The 19620-nt window shown below is 51.7% G+C and carries 24 protein-coding genes; 19 read left to right on the top strand and 5 right to left on the bottom strand.

Translation table 11 applies throughout. From position 1 onward, the window contains the following. Positions 1 to 18: 18 nt before the first annotated feature. The 10 genes from QXF46_00390 (at position 19) to QXF46_00435 (ending at position 8331) form a co-directional block, all read left to right on the top strand. Positions 19 to 864: an ABC transporter ATP-binding protein gene (locus QXF46_00390; protein MEM0225325.1), complete on the top strand. Its 846-nt coding sequence runs from the start codon at positions 19 to 21 to the stop codon at positions 862 to 864. After that, positions 852 to 1691 carry an ABC transporter ATP-binding protein gene (locus tag QXF46_00395; protein MEM0225326.1) on the top strand — a complete coding sequence of 280 codons (840 nt, stop codon included), beginning with the start codon at positions 852 to 854 and terminating at the stop codon, positions 1689 to 1691. Before QXF46_00390 ends, QXF46_00395 begins: the two co-directional genes overlap by 13 nt. Then, positions 1688 to 2470: an energy-coupling factor transporter transmembrane component T gene (locus tag QXF46_00400; protein ID MEM0225327.1), complete on the top strand. Its 783-nt coding sequence runs from the start codon at positions 1688 to 1690 to the stop codon at positions 2468 to 2470. The genes QXF46_00395 and QXF46_00400 overlap by 4 nt, the downstream gene beginning before the upstream one ends. A gap of 36 nt (positions 2471 to 2506) precedes the next feature. After that, positions 2507 to 3439, top strand: coding sequence for a hydroxyacid dehydrogenase (locus tag QXF46_00405; protein ID MEM0225328.1), 933 nt, complete (start codon positions 2507 to 2509; stop codon positions 3437 to 3439). Positions 3440 to 3512: 73 nt separating this feature from the next. Beyond that, positions 3513 to 4073, top strand: a complete 561-nt coding sequence (locus QXF46_00410) for a 50S ribosomal protein L15e (GenBank protein MEM0225329.1) — start codon at positions 3513 to 3515, stop codon at positions 4071 to 4073. Then, positions 4048 to 4500: an RNA-binding domain-containing protein gene (locus QXF46_00415; protein MEM0225330.1), complete on the top strand. Its 453-nt coding sequence runs from the start codon at positions 4048 to 4050 to the stop codon at positions 4498 to 4500. Before QXF46_00410 ends, QXF46_00415 begins: the two co-directional genes overlap by 26 nt. Beyond that, positions 4497 to 5246, top strand: coding sequence for an RNase P subunit p30 family protein (locus QXF46_00420; protein MEM0225331.1), 750 nt, complete (start codon positions 4497 to 4499; stop codon positions 5244 to 5246). Before QXF46_00415 ends, QXF46_00420 begins: the two co-directional genes overlap by 4 nt. Continuing rightward, positions 5243 to 5548 carry an Rpp14/Pop5 family protein gene (locus QXF46_00425; protein MEM0225332.1) on the top strand — a complete coding sequence of 102 codons (306 nt, stop codon included), beginning with the start codon at positions 5243 to 5245 and terminating at the stop codon, positions 5546 to 5548. Before QXF46_00420 ends, QXF46_00425 begins: the two co-directional genes overlap by 4 nt. A 129-nt stretch (positions 5549 to 5677) precedes the next feature. Then, entirely contained in the window at positions 5678 to 6397 is a 720-nt protein-coding gene (psmA, locus tag QXF46_00430) for an archaeal proteasome endopeptidase complex subunit alpha (GenBank protein MEM0225333.1), read from the top strand. 50 nt (positions 6398 to 6447) lie between these two features. Continuing rightward, complete coding sequence (locus QXF46_00435; GenBank protein ID MEM0225334.1) at positions 6448 to 8331, top strand: phosphoadenosine phosphosulfate reductase family protein; 1884 nt, start codon at positions 6448 to 6450, stop codon at positions 8329 to 8331. On the opposite strand, the gene QXF46_00440 is transcribed toward QXF46_00435, so the two are convergent. After that, on the bottom strand, positions 8309 to 8485 hold the full coding sequence (locus QXF46_00440) for a hypothetical protein (GenBank protein MEM0225335.1): 177 nt from the start codon (positions 8483 to 8485) through the stop codon (positions 8309 to 8311). The genes QXF46_00435 and QXF46_00440 overlap by 23 nt on opposite strands. 95 nt (positions 8486 to 8580) lie before the next feature. Here QXF46_00440 and QXF46_00445 point away from each other — a divergent pair, with 95 nt between their 5' ends. Both QXF46_00445 and QXF46_00450 read left to right on the top strand, forming a co-directional pair. Then, positions 8581 to 8868 (top strand): 30S ribosomal protein S26e, encoded by a 288-nt coding sequence (locus QXF46_00445; protein ID MEM0225336.1) that lies wholly within the window; start codon positions 8581 to 8583, stop codon positions 8866 to 8868. Beyond that, the gene (locus tag QXF46_00450; protein MEM0225337.1) at positions 8869 to 9498 is read left to right on the top strand and encodes a hypothetical protein; all 630 of its coding nucleotides are present in this window, start codon (positions 8869 to 8871) and stop codon (positions 9496 to 9498) included. It abuts the gene before it with no gap. A 12-nt stretch (positions 9499 to 9510) separates the two neighbouring features. Here QXF46_00450 and QXF46_00455 read toward each other — a convergent pair whose 3' ends face one another. Further along, entirely contained in the window at positions 9511 to 11073 is a 1563-nt protein-coding gene (locus QXF46_00455; protein ID MEM0225338.1) for a PINc/VapC family ATPase, read from the bottom strand. A gap of 234 nt (positions 11074 to 11307) precedes the next feature. Between QXF46_00455 and QXF46_00460 the strand changes: the two genes are divergently transcribed. After that, positions 11308 to 11670, top strand: a complete 363-nt coding sequence (locus QXF46_00460; protein MEM0225339.1) for a hypothetical protein — start codon at positions 11308 to 11310, stop codon at positions 11668 to 11670. Positions 11671 to 11705: 35 nt separating this feature from the next. Next, positions 11706 to 12077 carry a hypothetical protein gene (locus QXF46_00465; protein ID MEM0225340.1) on the top strand — a complete coding sequence of 124 codons (372 nt, stop codon included), beginning with the start codon at positions 11706 to 11708 and terminating at the stop codon, positions 12075 to 12077. Here the strand turns inward: QXF46_00465 and QXF46_00470 are convergent. After that, complete coding sequence (locus tag QXF46_00470; protein MEM0225341.1) at positions 12057 to 12686, bottom strand: 30S ribosomal protein S3ae; 630 nt, start codon at positions 12684 to 12686, stop codon at positions 12057 to 12059. The two genes, QXF46_00465 and QXF46_00470, sit on opposite strands and share 21 nt — an antisense overlap. A 148-nt stretch (positions 12687 to 12834) precedes the next feature. On the opposite strand from QXF46_00470, the gene QXF46_00475 reads away from it, so the two are divergent. The 3 genes from QXF46_00475 (at position 12835) to QXF46_00485 (ending at position 16061) form a co-directional block, all read left to right on the top strand. Continuing rightward, the gene (locus tag QXF46_00475) at positions 12835 to 13308 is read left to right on the top strand and encodes an HIT domain-containing protein (protein ID MEM0225342.1); all 474 of its coding nucleotides are present in this window, start codon (positions 12835 to 12837) and stop codon (positions 13306 to 13308) included. A gap of 266 nt (positions 13309 to 13574) precedes the next feature. Further along, positions 13575 to 15188, top strand: a complete 1614-nt coding sequence (locus QXF46_00480) for a hypothetical protein (GenBank protein MEM0225343.1) — start codon at positions 13575 to 13577, stop codon at positions 15186 to 15188. Positions 15189 to 15602: 414 nt separating this feature from the next. Then, positions 15603 to 16061 carry a ribosomal protein L13e gene (locus tag QXF46_00485; GenBank protein ID MEM0225344.1) on the top strand — a complete coding sequence of 153 codons (459 nt, stop codon included), beginning with the start codon at positions 15603 to 15605 and terminating at the stop codon, positions 16059 to 16061. Here QXF46_00485 and QXF46_00490 read toward each other — a convergent pair whose 3' ends face one another. Next, positions 16062 to 16250, bottom strand: a complete 189-nt coding sequence (locus tag QXF46_00490) for a hypothetical protein (protein ID MEM0225345.1) — start codon at positions 16248 to 16250, stop codon at positions 16062 to 16064. Positions 16251 to 16316: 66 nt separating this feature from the next. Here QXF46_00490 and QXF46_00495 point away from each other — a divergent pair, with 66 nt between their 5' ends. Then, a complete protein-coding gene (locus tag QXF46_00495; protein ID MEM0225346.1) occupies positions 16317 to 16568 on the top strand; it encodes an LSM domain-containing protein in 252 nt (83 codons plus the stop codon). Between the two features lie 67 nt (positions 16569 to 16635). Next, positions 16636 to 17862: a methionine adenosyltransferase gene (locus tag QXF46_00500; GenBank protein ID MEM0225347.1), complete on the top strand. Its 1227-nt coding sequence runs from the start codon at positions 16636 to 16638 to the stop codon at positions 17860 to 17862. Positions 17863 to 17880: 18 nt separating this feature from the next. Here QXF46_00500 and QXF46_00505 read toward each other — a convergent pair whose 3' ends face one another. Next, on the bottom strand, positions 17881 to 19527 hold the full coding sequence (locus QXF46_00505; protein MEM0225348.1) for a DUF460 domain-containing protein: 1647 nt from the start codon (positions 19525 to 19527) through the stop codon (positions 17881 to 17883). Between the last annotated feature and the right edge of the window lie 93 nt (positions 19528 to 19620).

A 19620-nucleotide genomic window follows, 5' to 3' on the forward strand; every position in this document is an offset into this window, starting at 1 on the left:
TTATTCGAGGGCAGCAGTGTGGCTGTCATAGAGCTGAACGATGTCTACTTCAGGTACCAAGGGAGTGACGAGTACGCATTGAGAGGGGTTACGCTCTCCGCCGATAGAGGAGAATTCATAGTTCTAGTGGGGCCCTCGGGCTGCGGGAAGAGCACCCTTCTTAGAGTGCTGAACGGACTGATACCCCACTTCTACGAGGGCGAGTTTCGGGGGGAAGCTCGCGTTGCCGGCCTCGATGTGAAGCGGACACCAACACACATCCTCGCTAGGCATGTAGGGATGGTCTTTCAGGATCCGGAGAACCAGCTGTTCCTATCTAGCGTTGAGAGGGAGATCGCTTTTGGCCTGGAGAACATGGGGTTGCCCAGGAGTGAGATAAAAAGGAGAGTTGAAGAGGCACTAAGGCTCTTCGGTTTAGAGGAGCTGAGAGATAAGGCGCCTTACGAGCTAAGTGGGGGCCAGCAGCAGAAGGTGGCTATCGCCTCTGTAATGGTATTGGAGCCCGAAGTCCTAGCGATGGATGAGCCCACGGCCAACCTAGACCCTCTGAGCGCGCTCGAGATACTCTCACTGGTAAGAAGGCTTGTGGACGAGAGGAAGATTGTAGCCATAGTTGTTGAGCACAGGATGGAGCTCGCGCTGAAGTTTGCCACACGCTTGATCGCCATGGTTAGGGGGGAGATAGTGGTCGACGACGAGCCTCATGCTGCTGTGGACAAGGTTCTAGGGCTTGTGGGAGCACCACCAGTCGTTTTGGCCCACGAGCTGTTAAAGAGGAGAGGATTGGTGCAGGGCTACCCACCCCTGACGCCCGAGGACCTCTCAAAGGAGGTTGTCGAGGTGATAAGGAGATGGAGGCGATAAGAGTAGAGAACGTCTACTTCGCCTACGATTCGCAGCCTGTCTTGAAGGGAGTATCACTGCTCCTGCGGACAGGCGAGGTTCTCGCGTTAATGGGAGAGAACGGTGCAGGTAAAACAACTCTGGTGAAGCACTTCACAGGCTTGCTGAAGCCGCAGCGAGGAAGGGTCCTCGTTTTCGGCGTGGACACGAGGGAAGCCTCTGTAGCCCAGTTGGCTAGGCGAGTAGGTTTGGTCTTCCAAAACCCTGATCATCAGCTTTTCGCGGAAAGTGTAGAAGAGGAGATCCTGTTTACTCTGCGAAACATGGGTTACACGCTTGACAGGGCGCGCGAGATCAGCGAGCGAGTGCTGAAGGCGTTCGATTTGGAGCGCTACCGCGATAAATCGCCCTACAGCCTAAGCGTGGGGGAGAGGAAGCGTCTCGCGCTCGCTGCCGTGCTCTGCTACGAACCGGACGTGCTCGTACTCGACGAGCCCACAGCGGGACAGGACTACTACAACAAGACGAAGATCTCGAGACTGATACTCGGCCTGAAGCGCCAAGGCAAGGGTGTGGTACTAGTGACGCATGATGTTGAGTTCGCAATTCAGGTGGCCGACCGCGTTGCGCTCATGGCAGACGGCAAAATCATACGAGAGGGTCCCGCGTGGGAGGTACTGACGGACTCTGAAGCTTTAAAGTCAGCCCGTCTACTTATGCCCCAGATCCCCGCTGCAGCTTCCGAGCTAATGGGTAAGGGGATAAAGTTTCAGAAAACCCCCTTACTACCAGGAAGCTTGTACGCGGAAGTGCTGATGCTGTTAAATCACTGCGGTGGTAAGCGTTGAGCCAGGTTCTCGACATCTTCAGATTCAGGCGCAAGAATACGCCACTACACGCGCTCGACCCGCGCGCGAAGTTCGTCATGCTCCTAGCACTGAGCGCAACTTCTCTCGCTCTCAACGATGTGCTCTCACTAGTCGTGCTCCTGTTGATTGAAGCTTTCCTGCTGAAGTTAGGCCGATCACTCAAGGAGTGGGTTCAAGCCCTTAAGGGCCTCTCCTTGCTCCTCGCGATGATTTTCACGCTAAACTACCTAACGCTACCCTCCCACAAGCTCTTCACTTCAACAACAATGACCCTGCGGTTCCTCTGCTTGACAACTGCCTTCTCGATCTTCTTCCTCACGACGACTGCCGACGAGCTGGCTGCAGCGCTAGAGCTTTCGGGGGTCCCACGTGAGTACAGCATAATGTTCACCATGTCACTGCGCTTTGTCCCCTCCCTAGCTAGGGATCTCCAGACAATATCCGATGCTTTAAAGTGTAGGGGTCTAGAGCTGGAGAAGGGAGGGTTGAAAGAGCGCATACGAAACTACACCTATCTTCTCGTGCCACTCATAATTTACGAGCTGCGGCGCAGTCTCATGGTAGCGGAAGCGCTCGAAGCCCGCGGGTTTGGAGCTGTGAAGGAGGTGCAACCATACATAGAACTGAAGCTGAAGAAGAGAGACTACATCGCCGTGGCAGCTAGCTGTGCGCTGATAATCGTCCTCGCATGGACGCTTATCTCAGGTGCCTACTCCAGCTTTGTAAGGTGGCAGCAAGGGCTCTTCGCAAACCTGTAGCGTTACTGTTTTAGACGGCAGCGAGGGGCTGTATCCGTGAAAGTGCTCATAACAGACCCCATGCCCGCCGATTTCATCGCCGAACTGAAGAAACACGGCTTAGAAGTCGTCCAAGTTCGCACACCTCCTCCAGAAGTTCTAAAGGAGGTCGTTAGGGGCTATGATGCGATTGTCGTTAGGAGTGCGACAAGGGTCACAGCCGACGTCATAATGGCTGCCGACGCACTAAAAGTGATCGCACGTGCCGGCGCGGGCTTGGACAACATCGATGTTGAGGCAGCCACCAGAAGAGGTATCAAGGTAATCAACGTCCCGGAAGCTGTTGCAAACGCCGTAGCCGAACTAACGATAGGCCTAGCCTTCTCCCTCCTACGGTCGATCCCGCAGGCCGTTGAAAGCTTGAAATCCGGGAGGTGGGAGAAGGGGGGCTTCATCGGTCGAGAACTATCGGGCATGAGAGTCGGCGTCATCGGCCTAGGGACAATAGGCTCGCTGGTAGCGCGAAAAATGGTTGCTTTGGGGGCTCACGTTGTCGTGTATAGGAGGAATAGGGAGCTGCTGATGCGCGAAGCGGCGGGCATAGGCGCTGAACCCGCTACAGATCTAGAGAAGCTATTGAAAACCTGTGAGCTAGTGACACTGCACGTCCCCTACACGGCTGAAACGCACTGTCTACTGAACGAAGGGAATCTACGCTTGATGCCCAGAGGGTCGTTTTTGATTAACACGTCCAGAGCATGGGTCGTGGACGGGAAGGCACTCCTTAGAGCGTTAAACGAAGGCATACTGGAGGGTGCTGCCCTCGATGTGCACTACAATGAGCCGCCGCGCGAGGATTGGGAGTGGGGGTTGATCAAGCACCCTAAGGTGATTGCGACCCCGCACATTGGGGCTCAGACTAGGGAAGCTGGTGCAAGGGTATCCCGCTTGCTGGCTGAGCGGCTGATTACCGCTCTCAAGGGTGAATAACAGCGGGGGTTACGGAGCGCTTCGGGGCATCATCGGGTTTAAAAAGTGGTCTCGGGAAGGTTTCAGGAGAGCTATGGGGTACTACAAGTACGTTGCAGAGCTTTGGAAGCGACCAACGAAGGGGCCGCTAGCAGAGGTGTACAAGAAGAGGCTTCTTGAATGGAGGAGGCAGCCGACGGTAGTGAGAGTTGATAAACCGACCCGTATCAATAGGGCGAGGGCTCTGGGCTATAAAGCGAAGCAAGGCTTCGTCATCGTTAGGGTGCGGGTAAGGAAGGGAGGGCTCAATAGGCCTCGCCCCCGTTCCGGCAGGAGGCCGAAAAGGATGGGTGTGCACGGTTACTCGCCGCATAAAAGCGCGCAGTTGATCGCCGAAGAGAGAGCTGCAAGGAAGTATCCAAACCTGGTTGTCCTCGGTTCCTACTGGGTGGGTGAGGACGGCATGTACAAGTGGTACGAAGTTGTCATGGTAGACCCCCACCACCCATCCGTTCAGAACGACCCGGAGAGAAACTGGGTGTGTGGCTTCACGAAAAAGGTGGATTACAAGAGTAAAGTGGAAAAAGTTCTCGAAAAAATACGGAAAATGTATGGCCAGCAGAAGCAGGATGAGCAAGGGAGCACTTCATCTTGAGGCAACGGTGTTCTGCCACGCAACTGAGAGCTTAGACAAGGTAAGGACTGCCCTCTTGAACCTCTTTCCCAGCGATCTGCGACACGTAGTAGAGGAAGAGATCAAAGTGTCGATGCTTCAGGGCTTCTATGGGAACGTAATATACGTGTTAAAGCTAGTGGTGGACGAGCCTGAACTAGCGAGTACGCTGCTTAAAGCGATTCTAGAGAAACTCCCTCACGAAGATTTAAGGAGAGTTGAAGCCACTCTGGAACAGCGCATAGACTCCTCTGGGAACCTCCACGTGAGATTTGATAAGCAGAACGCCTACCTTGGTAGGATGAGAGTTTACGATGGTGACGACGTGATAAAGGTGAAGGTGAAGCTATCCCGCCACGTCTTAAACGAGGTTCGAAGTAGGGGGCTTGACGTACTGAGGCAGGTATGAGGAAGTTCTACGATTTGCTTGTTTCTGCCGATCTACTAACCCCGGAAACTCTAAGCTACATGCGTGAGCTAGGTTTCTCCGGCGTAGGAGCCTCGATCAGCGCTCAACTTTTCCTGAAGTCGCCCGAAGCCGCAATGAAGATGTTCGAGCAGTTGAGGGAGCGGGGGAGGGAAGAGGGTTTAGATGTTGTTACGAGACTGAGCATCGATGTGCCAATGAAGGAGAGTCTCGCGAAGAAAATCTTGAGAAGGTGGCGTACGCGCGTCGAACTAATAACCGTTCACGCCATGAATAGGCAGCTCACAGCTTTCGCGTGCAGAGATACTCGCGTGGATATCCTCACTCTCGTTCCCGGAGCTCGCTTACTCAAGGGGGATCTAATGTATATGAAGGAATACGGAAAACGAGTGGAACTACTCTTAGCACCTCTCCAGGAGGGTGATGTGCGAGTGAGAGCTAGTACCCTTTCTTACTACTTGGCAGTTCTAGGGAAGCTCACTAGGGGGCGGAGGCCCGATATCTCGCTGTTGTTCTCTTCGGGCGCAACGGAAGTAAGAAGCCTACGCGACGCTAGGTCGATGGCAGCCTTACTTCACACTATGGGCGTACCGTACGAGTACGCGTTGGATGCACTGTCAAAAAACGCTTTAGATCTAGTTACCGAAAACCGCGAGAAGCTGGCAGGCATCATCCCAGTGCGCGGTGTAAAGATTATCGGGAAGGAGTCCACTGGTGGCTTTCAGTGAAAGGCACTTACAGGTATTTAATCGTTGCCACAAACAGGCTTCAGAATCTTGAAGAAGTTCTCACACGAGCCGTGATGGAGCTTTGGGGGTTACGAGGGTTGGCGGAAGTCGGAGTGAGCGTGATAGAGGTAAAAGAAGACAAGAAGTTGGCGATAGTGAGGGTGAAGAGAGAAGGTTTACCTCTTTTTAGAGCCGCTGTTGCCGTTTATCCAGAACCTATAGTTAAAGTATTGAAGGTGACGGGTACATTGAAGAAGGCTAGAGAAATTCAGAGCTCGATTGTGAATCGCTTGAGATCCTAGTCCGCTACGCTTACACGTGGATCCTTCCTAAGTTCGAACGGTTGCTTCAATGAATCAGGAGTTCGAGGGGGTGGGAGCGGTACTGTCAAGCTTTTTAAGCACATACTCCCCCCTCACTGTGGTGGTCACGTGTTCACGCCACCAGGAGTCGGGTACGATAGAGCTGTAGCCCTCTTCTCCCCTGATGGTAGACTGTTCCAAGTTGAGTACGCGCACGAAGCTGTTCGGAAGGGGTCGATAACTATCGGTATTAAGACGGCCGAAGGTGTTATTCTGGCCGCCGAGAAGCGCCAACCATCCCTGCTCGCCGAGAGTGCTGAGAAAATAAAGAGAGTGGACGACCACATAGGCCTCGCCTTCTCGGGCCTCTTCGGTGACGCTAGAGTCTTGATAGACGATGCGAGGGTCTACGCGCAGATTTACAGGCTCACTTATGGTGAGAAAATACCTGTTGAGCTACTGGCTAAAAGGATCTGCGATATAAAGCAGGTTTACACCCAGCATGGGGGGGTTAGGCCTTTCGGCGTAGCCTTCCTTATAGCCGGCGTCGACAGGAGGGGTGTTCACCTCATCATGACCGACCCTGGCGGCAGCTACATGAGCTACAAGGCAGCAGCAGTGGGAGCCAACTCTCAAGCAGCTATGGAAATCCTCGAGCAATCGTACGATGGGCGGATGACGCTTGATGAGGCAACTCTCCTAGCTCTTAAGGTGCTAGATAAGACGGTGGAGGGTGGGATAACTCCCGCGAAAGTGGAGATGGGTATCATAACTGTGAAGGACCAAGTCTTCAAAGTGCTGCAGCAGGCCGAAATCGCAAATTTAATAAGCGGACTCAAGCAGCTGTAAAGTTGGAATGAAGAGGGTTTCGCGCGATTGACGGGTGAAAGAAGGCCCTTGTGCTCCCAACTGACCGCCTGAAACATGGGCTAGGGGCTCGCGCCCACCGAATCCTAGCACGCGTAGGAGCCAGAATATTCTGGTGCGATAACTGCAACGTACCCCTTTTAACACGCTTCTGCGGCCTCTGCAAGCATGAGGGTCGACCAGTTAAGGTGACGCCGCCAGCCGATGCTCGACCCGCCTTGGGGGTCGACTACGTTCATTTATGGGAGCTGATACGTAGCGAGCTGGGTTCGATCCCCTACCCCAGGCGCAGGATAGTTCTGCTTAACAAGATTCCCTACCCTGACGTTGCGGAAGAAGTGGTGGTCGACGGTTACGTACTTGGTCACAGGTTTTACGATGTGGTGGAGAAAAAGTGGAGGTTCAAGCCGATCTACGTTGGCGTCTCAGCTCTCGTTAAAGAGAGGATGGGGTATTACGCTATTGTTGATTTACCGACTTTAGTCAGAAACTACGAGATTCATAGGGATAAGATCATTGAAGCGAATCTTCCCTCGAGACGAGAGAGGCGATTCATAGCATTAGCGACGCGTTCGGGTGTTGAAGGCGTCGGGGTACTAACGGAAAGGGGTTGGATCAGGGTTTTAAAAAGTTGGAAAGCAAAACGTTACCAGTGGAACGGTTCCAACCCCACGTGGCTTGACGCTGTCAAGGCAAACGAGTCCCGCCTCTCTCTCCTCGAGCAGGAAGCAGTCGATTTCTTGCGCGGCGTGGCATCAAAGACCGGCCTCAAACCGATCGTCAGCTTCTCTGGAGGCAAGGACAGTCTCGTCGCGTATAGACTGGCTGAGAAGGCCTTCGGGAAAGTTCCATTACTCTTCAACGACACAGGCTTAGAGCTGCCAGAGACTGTCGAGTACGTAAAGAGCTTCGCCAAGCGTGTGGGGGCAGAGCTTTTGCTAGCCGATGCAGGTAAAGCCTTCTGGAGTGCGCTCGACGTGATGGGCCCACCCGCACGCGACTACAGGTGGTGCTGTAAGGTCTGCAAGCTGGTGCCGACAGCGCGCGCAATCAAAGAACGTTTAGGGGGAGAAGTGCTAAGCATAGTGGGTCAGCGGCGCTACGAATCTGCCGCGAGAGCTCTGAGCCCGAGAGTTTACAGGAACAAGTGGATACCCACGACCCTGGTAGCGGCTCCCATACACGATTGGTCGGCTCTCGATGTCTGGCTCTACATCTTCAAGGAAAAACTCAGGGTGAATATCCTCTACTTCAAGGGGTTCGATAGGCTTGGCTGCTGGCTTTGCCCCGCAATTGAGTTAGGAGAGATCGATCGGCTGAAGAAGGTGAAGCCAGAACTCTGGGAATCTTGGGAAAAGGTACTCGATGAGTATGCTAAGGTCTGCGGGTACGGTGATGATTGGGTAAAGCTGGGTCTTTGGCGATGGGTTAATCCACCAGGTGATATAATTCGCCTAGCCGGGAGTGAAACGCGAGCAGAACGCGCGAAGCCGATTGCAGTTAAAGTTAGGGAAGGGGGGTTCACTGTTGAAATCAGGAAGCCCAATGCGAGCGCGGACTTAGCCACTCTACTGGGCTTGCTTTCAACGATAGGCGAGGTTGAATACTCATCATCCGGTTTCGCGCTCGGCAATGCGTTAATCAAAGTTCTTCAGGTACACGATAGGCTTACGGTCGAAATCGAGGGTGAGGCCGACGTCTGGAAGATCGCTTCTTCTGTGGCGAGAGCTTTCCTGTGCTTAAACTGCGGCTCATGCGTGCTTTGGTGCCCCACTAGCGCAGTGAAGCTGGAGGAAGGGCGGTTAAAGGTCGATGCTTCAAAGTGCACAAAATGCGGAATCTGTCACAACGTTTGCCCTCTCTCCGAGTATCTAATCCGCCCGCTCCTTAAATCTAAGCAGGTTCAAGAGGCGTAAGGCAGATCTGGCACTTGCCGTGCAGCTTCTTGTGGCAGATGGGGCAGTACAGTATTTCGCATTTTGAGCACTTGTACATTTCATCACCCCTGTAAAGCTTCTTCCCGCACCGCACGCATCTACCTATGACCAGTACCTTGGGTATGTGAGCCACGAAGGGGGCTGTGAGTAATGACTTTTTGAGTGTTTCGTAGAATTAGGGTTAGATCGCTTTATATAGTGGAACTGTAGGGCTTCCTGCGAGGAAGGATGCCGAAGAAAAGGAAAAGCAGAGGTAGGCACAAGGGGGACAAGGGGAAGGAACCTCTGGTTCAGTGCGACGAATGCGGAGCGCTTGTACCTCGCTCGAAAATCGTGAAGGTAACAAAGAAGTACGCTCCAATAGACCCTCAGCTGGCGAATGAGCTGCGCAGCAAGGGAGCGATCATACCGACGTACGAGGTCACGAGGAACTTGTGCATACGGTGCGCCATCTTTAGAGGCATCATAAAGATACGGCCCGAAGATGAAAGGAAAAAGAAAGTTCCATTAAGCTAAATGTCTCTTCAACAAGAAGCTATTCTTAGCGGAATTGATAGAGGCTTGAAGAAGAAAAGGGTTTTCATTGTAAAGGCATCTCAAGCCTATGTTGATAAGTCGATGAACATTAACGCTCTCTCCTCATACGGGCGCCTCGATGTGGTTGCTAGATCGGCTATAGCTGCCCTAATCGTTAGGGGGGGTGTTCGCAAGGATACGGTGTTCTATGCGGTACTCGAAGGACGATCTAGACCTTTCGTGCTCGAGCTTGATGGTGAGAATTTGGGCGTGAGGTTCGAGAGCGAGGCAGAGTTTGGCATGCTTGTGCGCCAAGCGGTTTTCGGGACTCCTATGAGAGGCGTAGTTGTCTACGACTTTACGTTCGAGGATCTCGTTTTGTCATTGCTTAGGGTGTACGGGAAAGAAAAGGTGTACTACCTACACGAGCTGGGGTTAGACGTCTCAAGGCTGAGATTAGAGAAGGGGTTAGCCTTCATCTTAGGCGATCATAGAGGCGTTGATGCGCAAACAGAGAGATGGTTGAAGTCGCAAGGCATTGCGTGGCTAAGCTTGGGATCCACGCCATACTTCACAGAAACATGTATAACGTTCATACATGCAGTGCTTGATGGATTTATTCCGCTCTAACCGGTCTAATGTTTAAGCGAAGCGCGGTATTATCTCGAGCTCCAGTCCAAGCCTTCGGGCCATGCGTTCAAGCTTCTTGCGCGGCTTACCGACAACGTAGTTGTAATACTCTTCATCCACTAGAAGGACTACACGGCGTTCCTCAACCTTGACTTCAAAATCGGCGTCGGGGAGGTACTTTCTGAGCATGGTGATGATGCGCGACTTAGCGACCTCATCGGTCCGTTTCTCCCTCTTAATCGGTACAACGAAAGTCCTTTCACCGAACACGTAGAGTTCGTACTCCGCTTCACCCGTCATGAAATCCTTCACCACCACTACTGGCCGCGCTAGATCCTCTTCCCTTAGCCCATACGGCACTTTGACCAGCGTTTCGAGTTCGTACACTTTCTTCACTTCTCCATTTTCGATGAATATTACAGTGTCGATAATTGATGGTATCATCCCGAGCTCCACTCGACCAATGAACCGCTGTATAGCATCTATTGGGCTTGTAGCGTGAACGACGCCTACCATTCCGACGCCAGCTAGTCTCAGGTCAGCGTAAAGCTCGAAGTCCTTCGTATCCCTCATCTCGTCGAAGAACGTATAGTCGGGTCTCGAGAGGAGCAGGACGTCGTGGAGCTCTTCAGAGGTCGCATAAGCCTTTGAGTACTGAGTTACATCGGCGGGAAGCTGCATATCTCGGGGCGACTCGATCGTTTTGATCACCTTCCCCCGAGATCGGTAAAATTCAGCTAGCGCTTGAGCAAAAGTGGTCTTCCCCATGCCGGGTGCCCCTGCGATGAGTATTCCTTCCGCCTGCCTTTCCAGCCTGACGAGCAGCTTCGGCGGCAAATTGTAATCTTCGAGTGAGAGCTTGGCTATCGGTCGTACGGCTGTGATTTCCATACCATCAGAGAGCGGCGGCCTGGTAATGACTATCCTATACTTCTCTATTTGGACTATGGTAGAACCGGGGTGCTCGCTCTCGATGAAGGCGTTGCTGTTGCCCTTAGCTCGCTCTACTATCTCGTTCGCAATTGCCTCCAGCTCCTCGCGCGTTAGAGGCTCGTCTCTGAGCGGGGTGAAGTGCCACTTACCCGGACGCCCAACCTTAGCGTAGGGCTTCGCCCCCTCCTTTAAATGTACGGAAAGGGTGTCGTCGCTGAAAAATTCATCCAGGATAAAACGAGTCCTCTTCTGGGGCTCTAGGAGCACTACGCTGACGCCCGCCGCCCGTGCCGCTTCCATAGATATCTGATCTGCTGTGACCAACGTAGCGTTCAGGTCCAATGCTAGTTCGCGAACGACCTCGTCAACGTCGATTTCGCGCGACCAACGTAAACCTTCTGGAAGGTCTCTCACGTACTCTACGTCTATCGATAGCCTTTCACAGATCTCCCTAATACGCTTAATCTCCCTAAGCCCGACGAAGCCTCGGTAAGCCCCCTCTCGAGCAAGGCGCTCAAAGTGCGATACTAGCAGCGAGTGTAAGATTAGCTTGCCCTTTATCCCTCCCTCCTCGAGGGCTTTGCGGAGAGCTCCGCTAACTATTGATGACGTATCGGCTATGAATAGCCTCTCCTCCTCCATCAGCTTCAGCGTCGACTGCAGAAAACCTTTTTAAAGGTTTTCATTCGCTGTGGCCTACACTCTAGCGAATAGGTTGATTCGAGGCCCCTCCACCCCCCTGCATTGAGCAGAGGAGTTGAGGGGTAGAGTAGTGTCTTAATGGTGGGTTTACGCATAAAATATGCCAATCATCATTAGCGTTACATCACTAGAGCTGGCTGGCGCCGCTATAACCTCGAGTTAAGCGGATCTATCGTGAATGCGCATCGCTTTAACCCCGAGATCTATAGGGATTATGCTCGCCTCCAGAAGATAGTCGTCGAAACGCTGGCTAACATGATCTCCGCAACGAAGGGGTCCATGCTCACCTTCAACGCTAAGAAGATAGCTAGTGAAGCAGGTCTACCGACGCACCCAGTTGTTCTCACGCTAATAAAGGAAGTAATAGAGCAGCTTCACGCACAGGGGCTAGTTAGAAGGCTTTCGAAGACAGCGCACGGCGTTAAGTACGCTGTGAATAGGGAAAGCCCCCTGTGGTTCCTGGCGAAGCAGGGGGAATTGACAGGAAATCTAGAGTCTGTACTTGCCAAGATTAAGCTCGTAACGTACGTCAAATGAATAAAATTAGTTAGTGGAGAAGCGGATTACACCATGTGGGGATAGAGGAGCGGGAAGAGCGCCGGCTGAATCGTGTTGTTAGGAGGATGATCAGCTTACTTGAGGGGCTTGCGATATCAAAAGGCCTTGAGACCCCCACCGTATATGGCGTAGTGCTTTTTCGCGACCTCCGAGAGATTAATGTAGAGGGGTTACACCGTGTGTCCGACGATGTTTTCATCGACGAGCGGGGCATGATAATCGTGAGGTTCACCGATGTCCTACCCCTTCTCGTAGAGAGAATCTCTACCGGCTACTACGCGCTTTGCCTCTTTAAGAGCGGAATGGCCCCTAAGGTAGATGAAGCAAGACGCCTCGCAGTAAGTGATCTCATAGAAGTTCTCTCCTTATTGGCTAACAGCGCTTAAGGTTTGCACCAATTCTGCTATCTCGAAGGGTCTGGTTAGAACTTTCACTTTCCGTATTTCAGCCTTCCGGAGGGGGTAGATCTTCTTCGCGGCTACCTCGATTTCGGTAGCTAGCTTACCTAGGACGATCTCCTGGATGAATTCGTCAAACTTCATGGACGATGCCTTACCGGCTATCAAGTCAAACATCACCTTCCTTATAGTTTTCTTCTGCGAGGTTTTCACCCTTCTTTGAGTCACCGCTAAGCCCATCACTCTGAGTCGAACGCCGTCGGCCGTTTCAACGTCCACCACTGCGTCAATCCTTGAGGTCCCCCGTCTAACCAAGCTCCTTATGTAGTCCCTGGTCAACTCTATCTGCTTAAGCTGCGTGTACGCTGTATCGCCATTCACACTCACTATCTGAAATTTCAGCTTTGTCGGAAGCTGCGAGACGTCTTTCGTAATATCGAAGAAGCTAATCTCCACCGTGCGACCGATTAGCGCGGAAGCATCCTTCGCCGGTACGAGAGCTATCTCGGCAAACCCAAATGCACTGGGTGCTAGCACTCTGAACCACTTCTTCGCCTCCCATTTGCTACGAGCTTCTCGCGAAATCCGCTCGCTCATAACGCCGCCCGTAGCATCACCATCATTTATAAAATTTGGTTTTAGTCCGCCAGTGCGGTTCTAAGGGTTCGGGCCTTAGTTAGCATCAAATTAAAATCGGCGCGCACTCACTCCCACCAATATGGATATCCTCTGGGCGCCCTGGCGGATGAAGTACATCGAGTACGCTAAAATAGAGAAGGACGCGGAATGCTTTATCTGTAAAGCTTTCACCGCAGCCGACCCCAATGAGCACCTCGTTCTCTTTAAGACACCTAGAACGATTGTCGTGATGAACAAGTACCCGTACAACACTGGCCATTTACTGGTTGCGCCAGCGCGTCACGTACCGGACTTCTCGTCTCTCACTAAAGATGAGCTCCACGAATTGGTTGAAGTTCTTAGGGAGAGCGTTGATATACTCAAGAGGGCTTTAAATCCGGACGGCTTCAACATCGGTGTCAATCTGGGGCGGGTTGCCGGCGCAGGGCTAGAATCCCACCTCCATGTTCACGTGGTGCCCCGTTGGTTAGGTGATACTAATTTTATGCCAGTTATCTCAAATACTAAAGTTATCCCAGAGAGTCTTCAGGATACATTTATAAAGATAAAGAAATATGTAAATTACCATAACCGAGCATAGTTTCCTGCACGCTACACATAATAGACTTGGGAGAGGGGCTCCACGATGCACAGGAGCTTTGGGTGTCCCTACTACTGTCTGACCAGCACAGGTGTGCGTTGCGTTTTTCTTTCGCCAGAAGAGTGGAGGATGCGTCAGCACGCATTGAGAGACTACTGCACAAGGGGCGGGAGCGGTTGTACGGTGCGCATGCACGTTCTAATGCGGGCTTCGCACGGCAGGTTCTTGAACAGAGTTGAAAATGGTAGTAGCGTTGAGTGATTGCGATGAGAGGAGCGTTCGTGGTTGCCGCTGCTCTAACGCTTGGATCGGGCATAGGCCTTATTCTCGGAGATTTTGTCTCGCCTGCCAATCCCGACGTGGGTAACCTGCCGGTAATCGTTCAACCGGTTGTGTTTTCCATCTTGATAGTTTTCGCCCACGCAGTAAAGCCGCGTAGCGAGTACTGGGCGTCGGCATTAGCTCTCAGTGTAACATCTGCCATGACGGCCGCTGCCCTACGCATCGCAGCAACAGCGCTAAGAATGATGGGTACACCCAGTGCATCGTTGCCACAGCTGCTGACCTCGTTAAGCTATCCCCAGAGCGTATTCGATCAAAGCATGATTGTGCTACTCGGCCTATCCCTTGTCCTGTCACTAGGTCAAATGCTGTTAACCGAGGGTTTTGTGAGGTTGTTTTCCCCGCTTTGGTTGGGTGTCGAAGCACTTCCCACGTCGATCTCCCTCCCGTCAAGAGTCAACTTGAAGGAGTACGCTATCGGAGCACCGCTAGGGGCGCTCCTGGCTTGGGCTGATTTAGGCAACGGTCCCTTTTCTCCTAGAGTAGTGCCGTGGGCGTTCACGCTTCTACAGGCACTGATCCTCCCTGCTTCGACCTCTATAACGCTTTCAACGCACTTGCTCCTCCAGCACATTTTAGCCGTTTTCAGCGAACCCACCATCGAGATGCTGTTCAGCATAAGAACCGGCGTTCAGCTGGGCTTGGTGGTATCAACTGCTGCAGCGGTTATCCTCTTGTACGTTGTAAGAGGGGCTACATTGTATCCAAAAAAGATGGCCAGCTTAGCCGTGAGCATGCTGGGTATTCTGCTCCTCCTCCTGGGTTATATCGTTGTTGGAACTGTCTACGCTATCTATCTTCTCTTGAACACCGTCGTAATGCTTCTGCTCACGATCTTCGTCGTGATTAGGCTGGAAGGTGGGACGTTTGTAGTCCTCCATCCCGCCCACCCTCTTATGCCGGAGCTCCTTCAGCTCGCCTGGATTTCGTTAACAATTTTTAGTGAAAAAGTACTCTCGCTACAGAACGTAGAGCCGTTGATGAACCTGGTCCTACACCCTTCATTGATACTAACCCTTGTAGTGTTGACCCTCTGGGACTGCAAGCTTGTTGGTAGCGTAAGCAGTGCGACCCTCCTACCGCTTTCGCTGGGCATGCCGTTACTTCTGCTTCTAGCTAGAGCTGCGACTCTTCAGGGAGATTATGCTTCACTTTCCCGCTTCACTGACTGGAGCTTGAGATTACAGAAAGTTAGCACATTACCGCCCGTGAATGTGATCTTGATGGTGATCGTAGCAATCATAGTAGCCGTGATAACTTTCTTGACTTACTACACACCTTTGACGTCTTCATGGCTACGTTACTTTAAGCTAACCCTCGATCCCAACGGATTGATGTTCGCGTACAGCATAGGTCAAGTTCTTCCTGCCGAGCCGCTAGTCATAGGAATCCTAATTTTACTCGTAGTTCTGAACTTGGTAAGAGTCTACCTAGTAACCTTGGGCAGATGGAGTAGAGCAAAGAACTACCTTTATGGGACAAATGTGGCATACGGGATAGCCTCCATTGTCTTACTCTACCGCCGGTTTTTAAAATAATAGTTAAATCGGATGTGGTGACAAGCATCACATGCTGCGGAGCACCCAGATACTAAGGTCGGCTGAACAAACGCTTCGAAGGGCTACTCCACTGTTCGTAATTAATGCCCTGATTCCGCCCCTAATGCTATGGCTGCTTCCCAGAATTATCGGTGAAAGTATCTACATGCTCCTCTGGCCCCTAATAGCCTATTTTGTAGCATGTACGCTATCCCTCGCTCTGCTTCTAGCAAGCCGAAGCGCGCTATCTGAGCGCTCGTTGGAGTCGGCGCAGAGACTTTTGCTCGTAACGGGCGTTCTCGGCCTCTTCACGGGGCTTATTGTTGGAGGCTTGCTAGCTCTCCGTGCCCGTTCGATAGCGCTAAAGGCGATAGAGGCGAAAAGTGTTAAAAGGCGCACTGCCAAAGGGGCTTCGTGAGTAGTGCGCAAGGACCTCCTCCGCCGATAGTCAAAGCCCCACTGCTCAGGCAACACGGGGGTGTCCCACCGAGAAGAGAACGAGTGGGTAAGGGCTACTCTGAAGCAGAGGTTAAAGCTGTCGGCCTCACTGTGCATGAGGCGCGACTGCTCGGTATCTACGTTGATAAGCGTAGGAAATCCCTGCATGAGGAAAACGTCCAGAGGTTAGCCAGCTGGTTAAAAGCACTAGCCTCAGGCGAGGTACAGCTAACCACTGTTAAGCTCCCGAAGGTTGTTACTGTCAAGCCTGACAGGGGGCGCGTTTTTAAGGGAAAGACAATGGCTGGCAGGAAGGTGCGCGGGTTACTCAGCACCAAATACCGCTATACGCACAACTACAAGTGGGCGCGTAAACAGCGCGAGAGAGAACTGAAGAAGCGTCACGAAGCAACAAGGCATAAGGGCGGGGATTAATCACCCTTTTGGCTTAACATCGAATCGAATGATGCCTTTCCTTTCCAGCTCCTTCAGCTGCTCCTGTATGTGTTCCTGTACGATTCTGCGCCCGCATTCGTAGCAGTAGTATTTTCCTGCGATTTTTGCGAGCGGTTTCGCGCGTCCGCAGCCCTCGCATACTAGGGGTCTGTCCTCCCCCTTCATCATATAGCTGCAACGCACTCAAAAGTTTAAAAAGGCTGTTTGGAGCGCACAATCGCCCCGGTGCTAGGCATGAGCGCGAAGTCCCCCCTGGATCTATTAGAGAGGCTGAAGGAGCGCAACACTGAGGTTTACGTCAAGCTTAAGGACAGTAGCGAATACAAGGGTGTGATAGAGGATTTTGACCGATCAATGAACATCATACTGGGTGAAGCGATGCAAGTGAACGAGGATGGAACTCCGCTCGTGAAGTATGGAAGAATCTTCATACGCGGAAGCAACGTCGTGTACATCTTCACGCGAGAGGTTGGCATCACCCTTTAAGCTATCGATAAATGCGTAAATTCATAGGACAATTCACTTTAAATAAGGTTTGATCGAGGGCCGAGCGATGGCATTGGAGAACATCGTAGTCGAGCGATTCGAAGGTCTTCCAATGGAAAAGAGGAATATAGAGTTTGTTGAAAGAAAAGGTCTGGGCCACCCTGACTACATCGCTGATGCGATTGCCGAAGCCGCTAGTGTCGCGTTGTGCAAGGAGTATCTCAGAAGGTTTGGCGAGGTGCTGCACCACAACGTAGACAAGGTTCTAGTAGTGGGAGGGCAAGCGAGGCCGAAATTCGGCGGGGGCGAAGTTTTAGCACCGATTTACGTAACGATCGCGGGGCGCGCTACTACTGAGGTAAAAACAGAAAGTGGTGCAGTAGAAATCGTACCTATAGGGCCGATACTACTAAACGCTTCGAGAACGTGGCTGAAAAGCAACTTTCGCTACTTGAACCCCGACGAGCATGTAATCATTGACTACAAAGTTGGAAAGGGGTCAGCTGACTTAGTGTCCATATTCAAGCGACGGAAAGAGTACCCTGGCGCCAACGATACCTCATTGGGCGTAGGTTTCGCCCCGTTAAGCGAAACAGAAAGGCTTGTCCTAGAGGTTGAACGCTTCCTCAACTCGCTCAAAGTGAAGAGCGAACTACCGATGGTGGGAGAAGACGTGAAGGTGATGGCGGTCCGGGTCGGTACTCGAATAGATCTAACTGTGGCCGTAGCCTTCGTCTCACGCCACATCGCGAACAGGTATGAGTATCTAAGTGCCAAGGAGGAGGTTAAACGTAGAATCGAGGATCTCGCTGCTAAGATCACAAGCAAGGAGGTTAGGGTTTACATTAACACGGGAGATGATCCAAGCGCGGAAGATGAGAGTGGGTATTACCTCGTGGTAACAGGTACCTCAGCCGAGCACGGTGACGATGGTGCTACTGGCCGTGGCAACAGGGCAAATGGACTTATCACACCGATGCGTCCAATGTCAATGGAGGCAGCAGCGGGAAAGAACCCCATTAACCATGTGGGGAAGTTGTATAACGTTCTAGCTCAAATTATAGCCCGAAGAATCGTGGAGGAGACTGATGCTGATGAGGCGTATGTAAAGCTTTTGAGCCAGATAGGTAGACCTATAAACGATCCTCTGATAACGTACCTAGGCATCGTTGTCGAGAGGGAAGAGGACTTCAAAGCAGTTAAAAGAGAAGCTGAAGGAATTGCTAGAGAAGAACTGAATAGGGTGAATAAGTTACTTTACGATTTCATAGAAGGTAAGTTAGTTCCATTTTAGTGCAAAGCTAACTTTTTGCTAACTTTTTTCAGTTTGAATCAAAGCTTTAGTTCTTTCAATCTTATAACTTTCAATAATATTTTTTACTAAATCCTTCATCAATCTTCTAGTCCTATTATCTAAGCTTTTAAGTTTGCATTCAATCTGATCCTCCAGGTACTTCTTATCGAGTACGTAAACATCACCAATTACAGCAAGGGGTTTAACCTCATCGCGCGAGAAGGCAACAACGCCATCGCAGGCAAGGGTTTCGATCAATTGTTCGGGTAGGCGTTGTTCGGATATCACGGCTCTGAGAGCGAGCTTCCTTACTTTTTCTCTCACGAGTGGGAGGTCTGAAGGAGATATCGCGCCAAACACTACAACCCCACCCGTGATTGCGTGCTCCAACATCGTGTGGGGGCTACTGAACCTTGGCGCTAGCACGATTTCGCCTACTGCAGCTTTCATTAGAAACGTTTGAAGGGTTTCTTTCTCCTTTTTCAGGTCTTCCACTTGCTGCTGAATCAGGTTATAGTCCCTTAGAAGATTTTCCAATCTGCTCCTTAAAGCTTCAACTTCCCTATCCCTTCTAACCTCAAAACTTTGAATCTGCAGGAGTCTTTCCAGCTGCGTTTCTAGCTCCTTTAGCCTGTTGAGAATCATTTTCTTTTCCTCCTCAAGCTCGCGCACCCTTTTGTACAGCTCATCGACTTTTTCTCGCGTTAATTCAACAGGTTGGGTAGCAGCCTGCGGAGTAACCGGTAGTGATGGCCTTTGGGTGGGAACCAAATACTCCTTTGAAACCTGCCTAATAGCATCCCAGATCGGGACCCCTTTTACAACAAGAGCAAATACTTCATCCAGCGGGATGCTCAATCCTAACCTTTCCACTTTTTCCCTGGCTTCTGAAAACTTCGGTTTGAAGTGTCGCATAGCAAATAGGGCTGCGGCGAGCGCGTCCCGCTGGTGCGAGTCCCTCACTTTTACGCAATGTTCTACGGAGGTCGCGAATTCGCTCACCAGATTCCGCTTATCTTCTATCGATAGCGGGCGCGGTGGATAGATGAGAACCGCGCTGAGCATTGCTGCCAACTTTTTCACGTAGCCGGGGGGCGGCGAAACATCCGTGCAGATGACAAGCGGCGTTCCAACTTCAAGCAATGTCCTAGCTACCTGTCCTCTACTGAGCTCTTTACCAGAAATCAGGAGCTTTAACCTTCCGTCAAGGGTTAGGGCTGCGACGCCAGTTGAAACCCCGGGATCAACCCCCACTATCAGGTACTCAGATGATTTCCGTTGGCGTTGAGCATGGCTTGTCAGAGGCACAAAAAACGGGTCGCGCCGCGCAACCGGCTCGATTACAACCTGGATATCGTGATCTTTGACTGGCCTCACAATTCCATATATCCGTTCCCGCGGTGCGTAAATAACAAACACGCTCCTTTCTACGCCGTAAGCAGTTCTGGTGATGAAAAGATCATAATCGAGACCTCTCTCCCTTAACAATTCTTGCACCTCCCTAGTTTTCTTTAGGAGTCTACTCTCAATGCTTCTCTTGTATCGTTCAACGCTCATCCCGCCCTGGACTGGGGTTCGCCCCTTGGAGATAACGACGCGTGTTTCATCGCTTTCGAACAACTGGAGCTCTGAGCCAATCCCCATGTAACACAGCCTCGCTGCCACCTCCGCAGCCTGCTGCGGGCTTAGTTTGTTGCCAGCTAATCCAAGAGAAGCAGCAATTGATGCTAGCGGGTAAGCGCGCTCACCTATCATCGT

The sequence above is a fragment of the Thermofilaceae archaeon genome (assembly GCA_038731975.1).
In the GTDB taxonomy this organism is placed as follows: Archaea; Thermoproteota; Thermoprotei; order Thermofilales; family Thermofilaceae; genus JANXEW01.

What these genes read in the sequence shown, in the direction of transcription:
- QXF46_00450 (MEM0225337.1), top strand. Translation starts at nt 8,869, where the DNA reads ATGTCTCTTCAACAAGAAGCTATTCTTAGCGGAATTGATAGAGGCTTG.
- QXF46_00500 (MEM0225347.1), top strand. Translation starts at nt 16,636, where the DNA reads ATGGCATTGGAGAACATCGTAGTCGAGCGATTCGAAGGTCTTCCAATG.
- QXF46_00415 (MEM0225330.1), top strand. Translation starts at nt 4,048, where the DNA reads ATGAGCAAGGGAGCACTTCATCTTGAGGCAACGGTGTTCTGCCACGCA.
- QXF46_00470 (MEM0225341.1), bottom strand. Translation starts at nt 12,686, where the DNA reads ATGAGCGAGCGGATTTCGCGAGAAGCTCGTAGCAAATGGGAGGCGAAG.
- QXF46_00445 (MEM0225336.1), top strand. Translation starts at nt 8,581, where the DNA reads ATGCCGAAGAAAAGGAAAAGCAGAGGTAGGCACAAGGGGGACAAGGGG.
- QXF46_00410 (MEM0225329.1), top strand. Translation starts at nt 3,513, where the DNA reads ATGGGGTACTACAAGTACGTTGCAGAGCTTTGGAAGCGACCAACGAAG.
- QXF46_00480 (MEM0225343.1), top strand. Translation starts at nt 13,575, where the DNA reads ATGAGAGGAGCGTTCGTGGTTGCCGCTGCTCTAACGCTTGGATCGGGC.
- QXF46_00420 (MEM0225331.1), top strand. Translation starts at nt 4,497, where the DNA reads ATGAGGAAGTTCTACGATTTGCTTGTTTCTGCCGATCTACTAACCCCG.
- QXF46_00495 (MEM0225346.1), top strand. Translation starts at nt 16,317, where the DNA reads ATGAGCGCGAAGTCCCCCCTGGATCTATTAGAGAGGCTGAAGGAGCGC.
- QXF46_00395 (MEM0225326.1), top strand. Translation starts at nt 852, where the DNA reads ATGGAGGCGATAAGAGTAGAGAACGTCTACTTCGCCTACGATTCGCAG.
- QXF46_00455 (MEM0225338.1), bottom strand. Translation starts at nt 11,073, where the DNA reads ATGGAGGAGGAGAGGCTATTCATAGCCGATACGTCATCAATAGTTAGC.
- QXF46_00490 (MEM0225345.1), bottom strand. Translation starts at nt 16,250, where the DNA reads ATGATGAAGGGGGAGGACAGACCCCTAGTATGCGAGGGCTGCGGACGC.
- QXF46_00475 (MEM0225342.1), top strand. Translation starts at nt 12,835, where the DNA reads ATGAAGTACATCGAGTACGCTAAAATAGAGAAGGACGCGGAATGCTTT.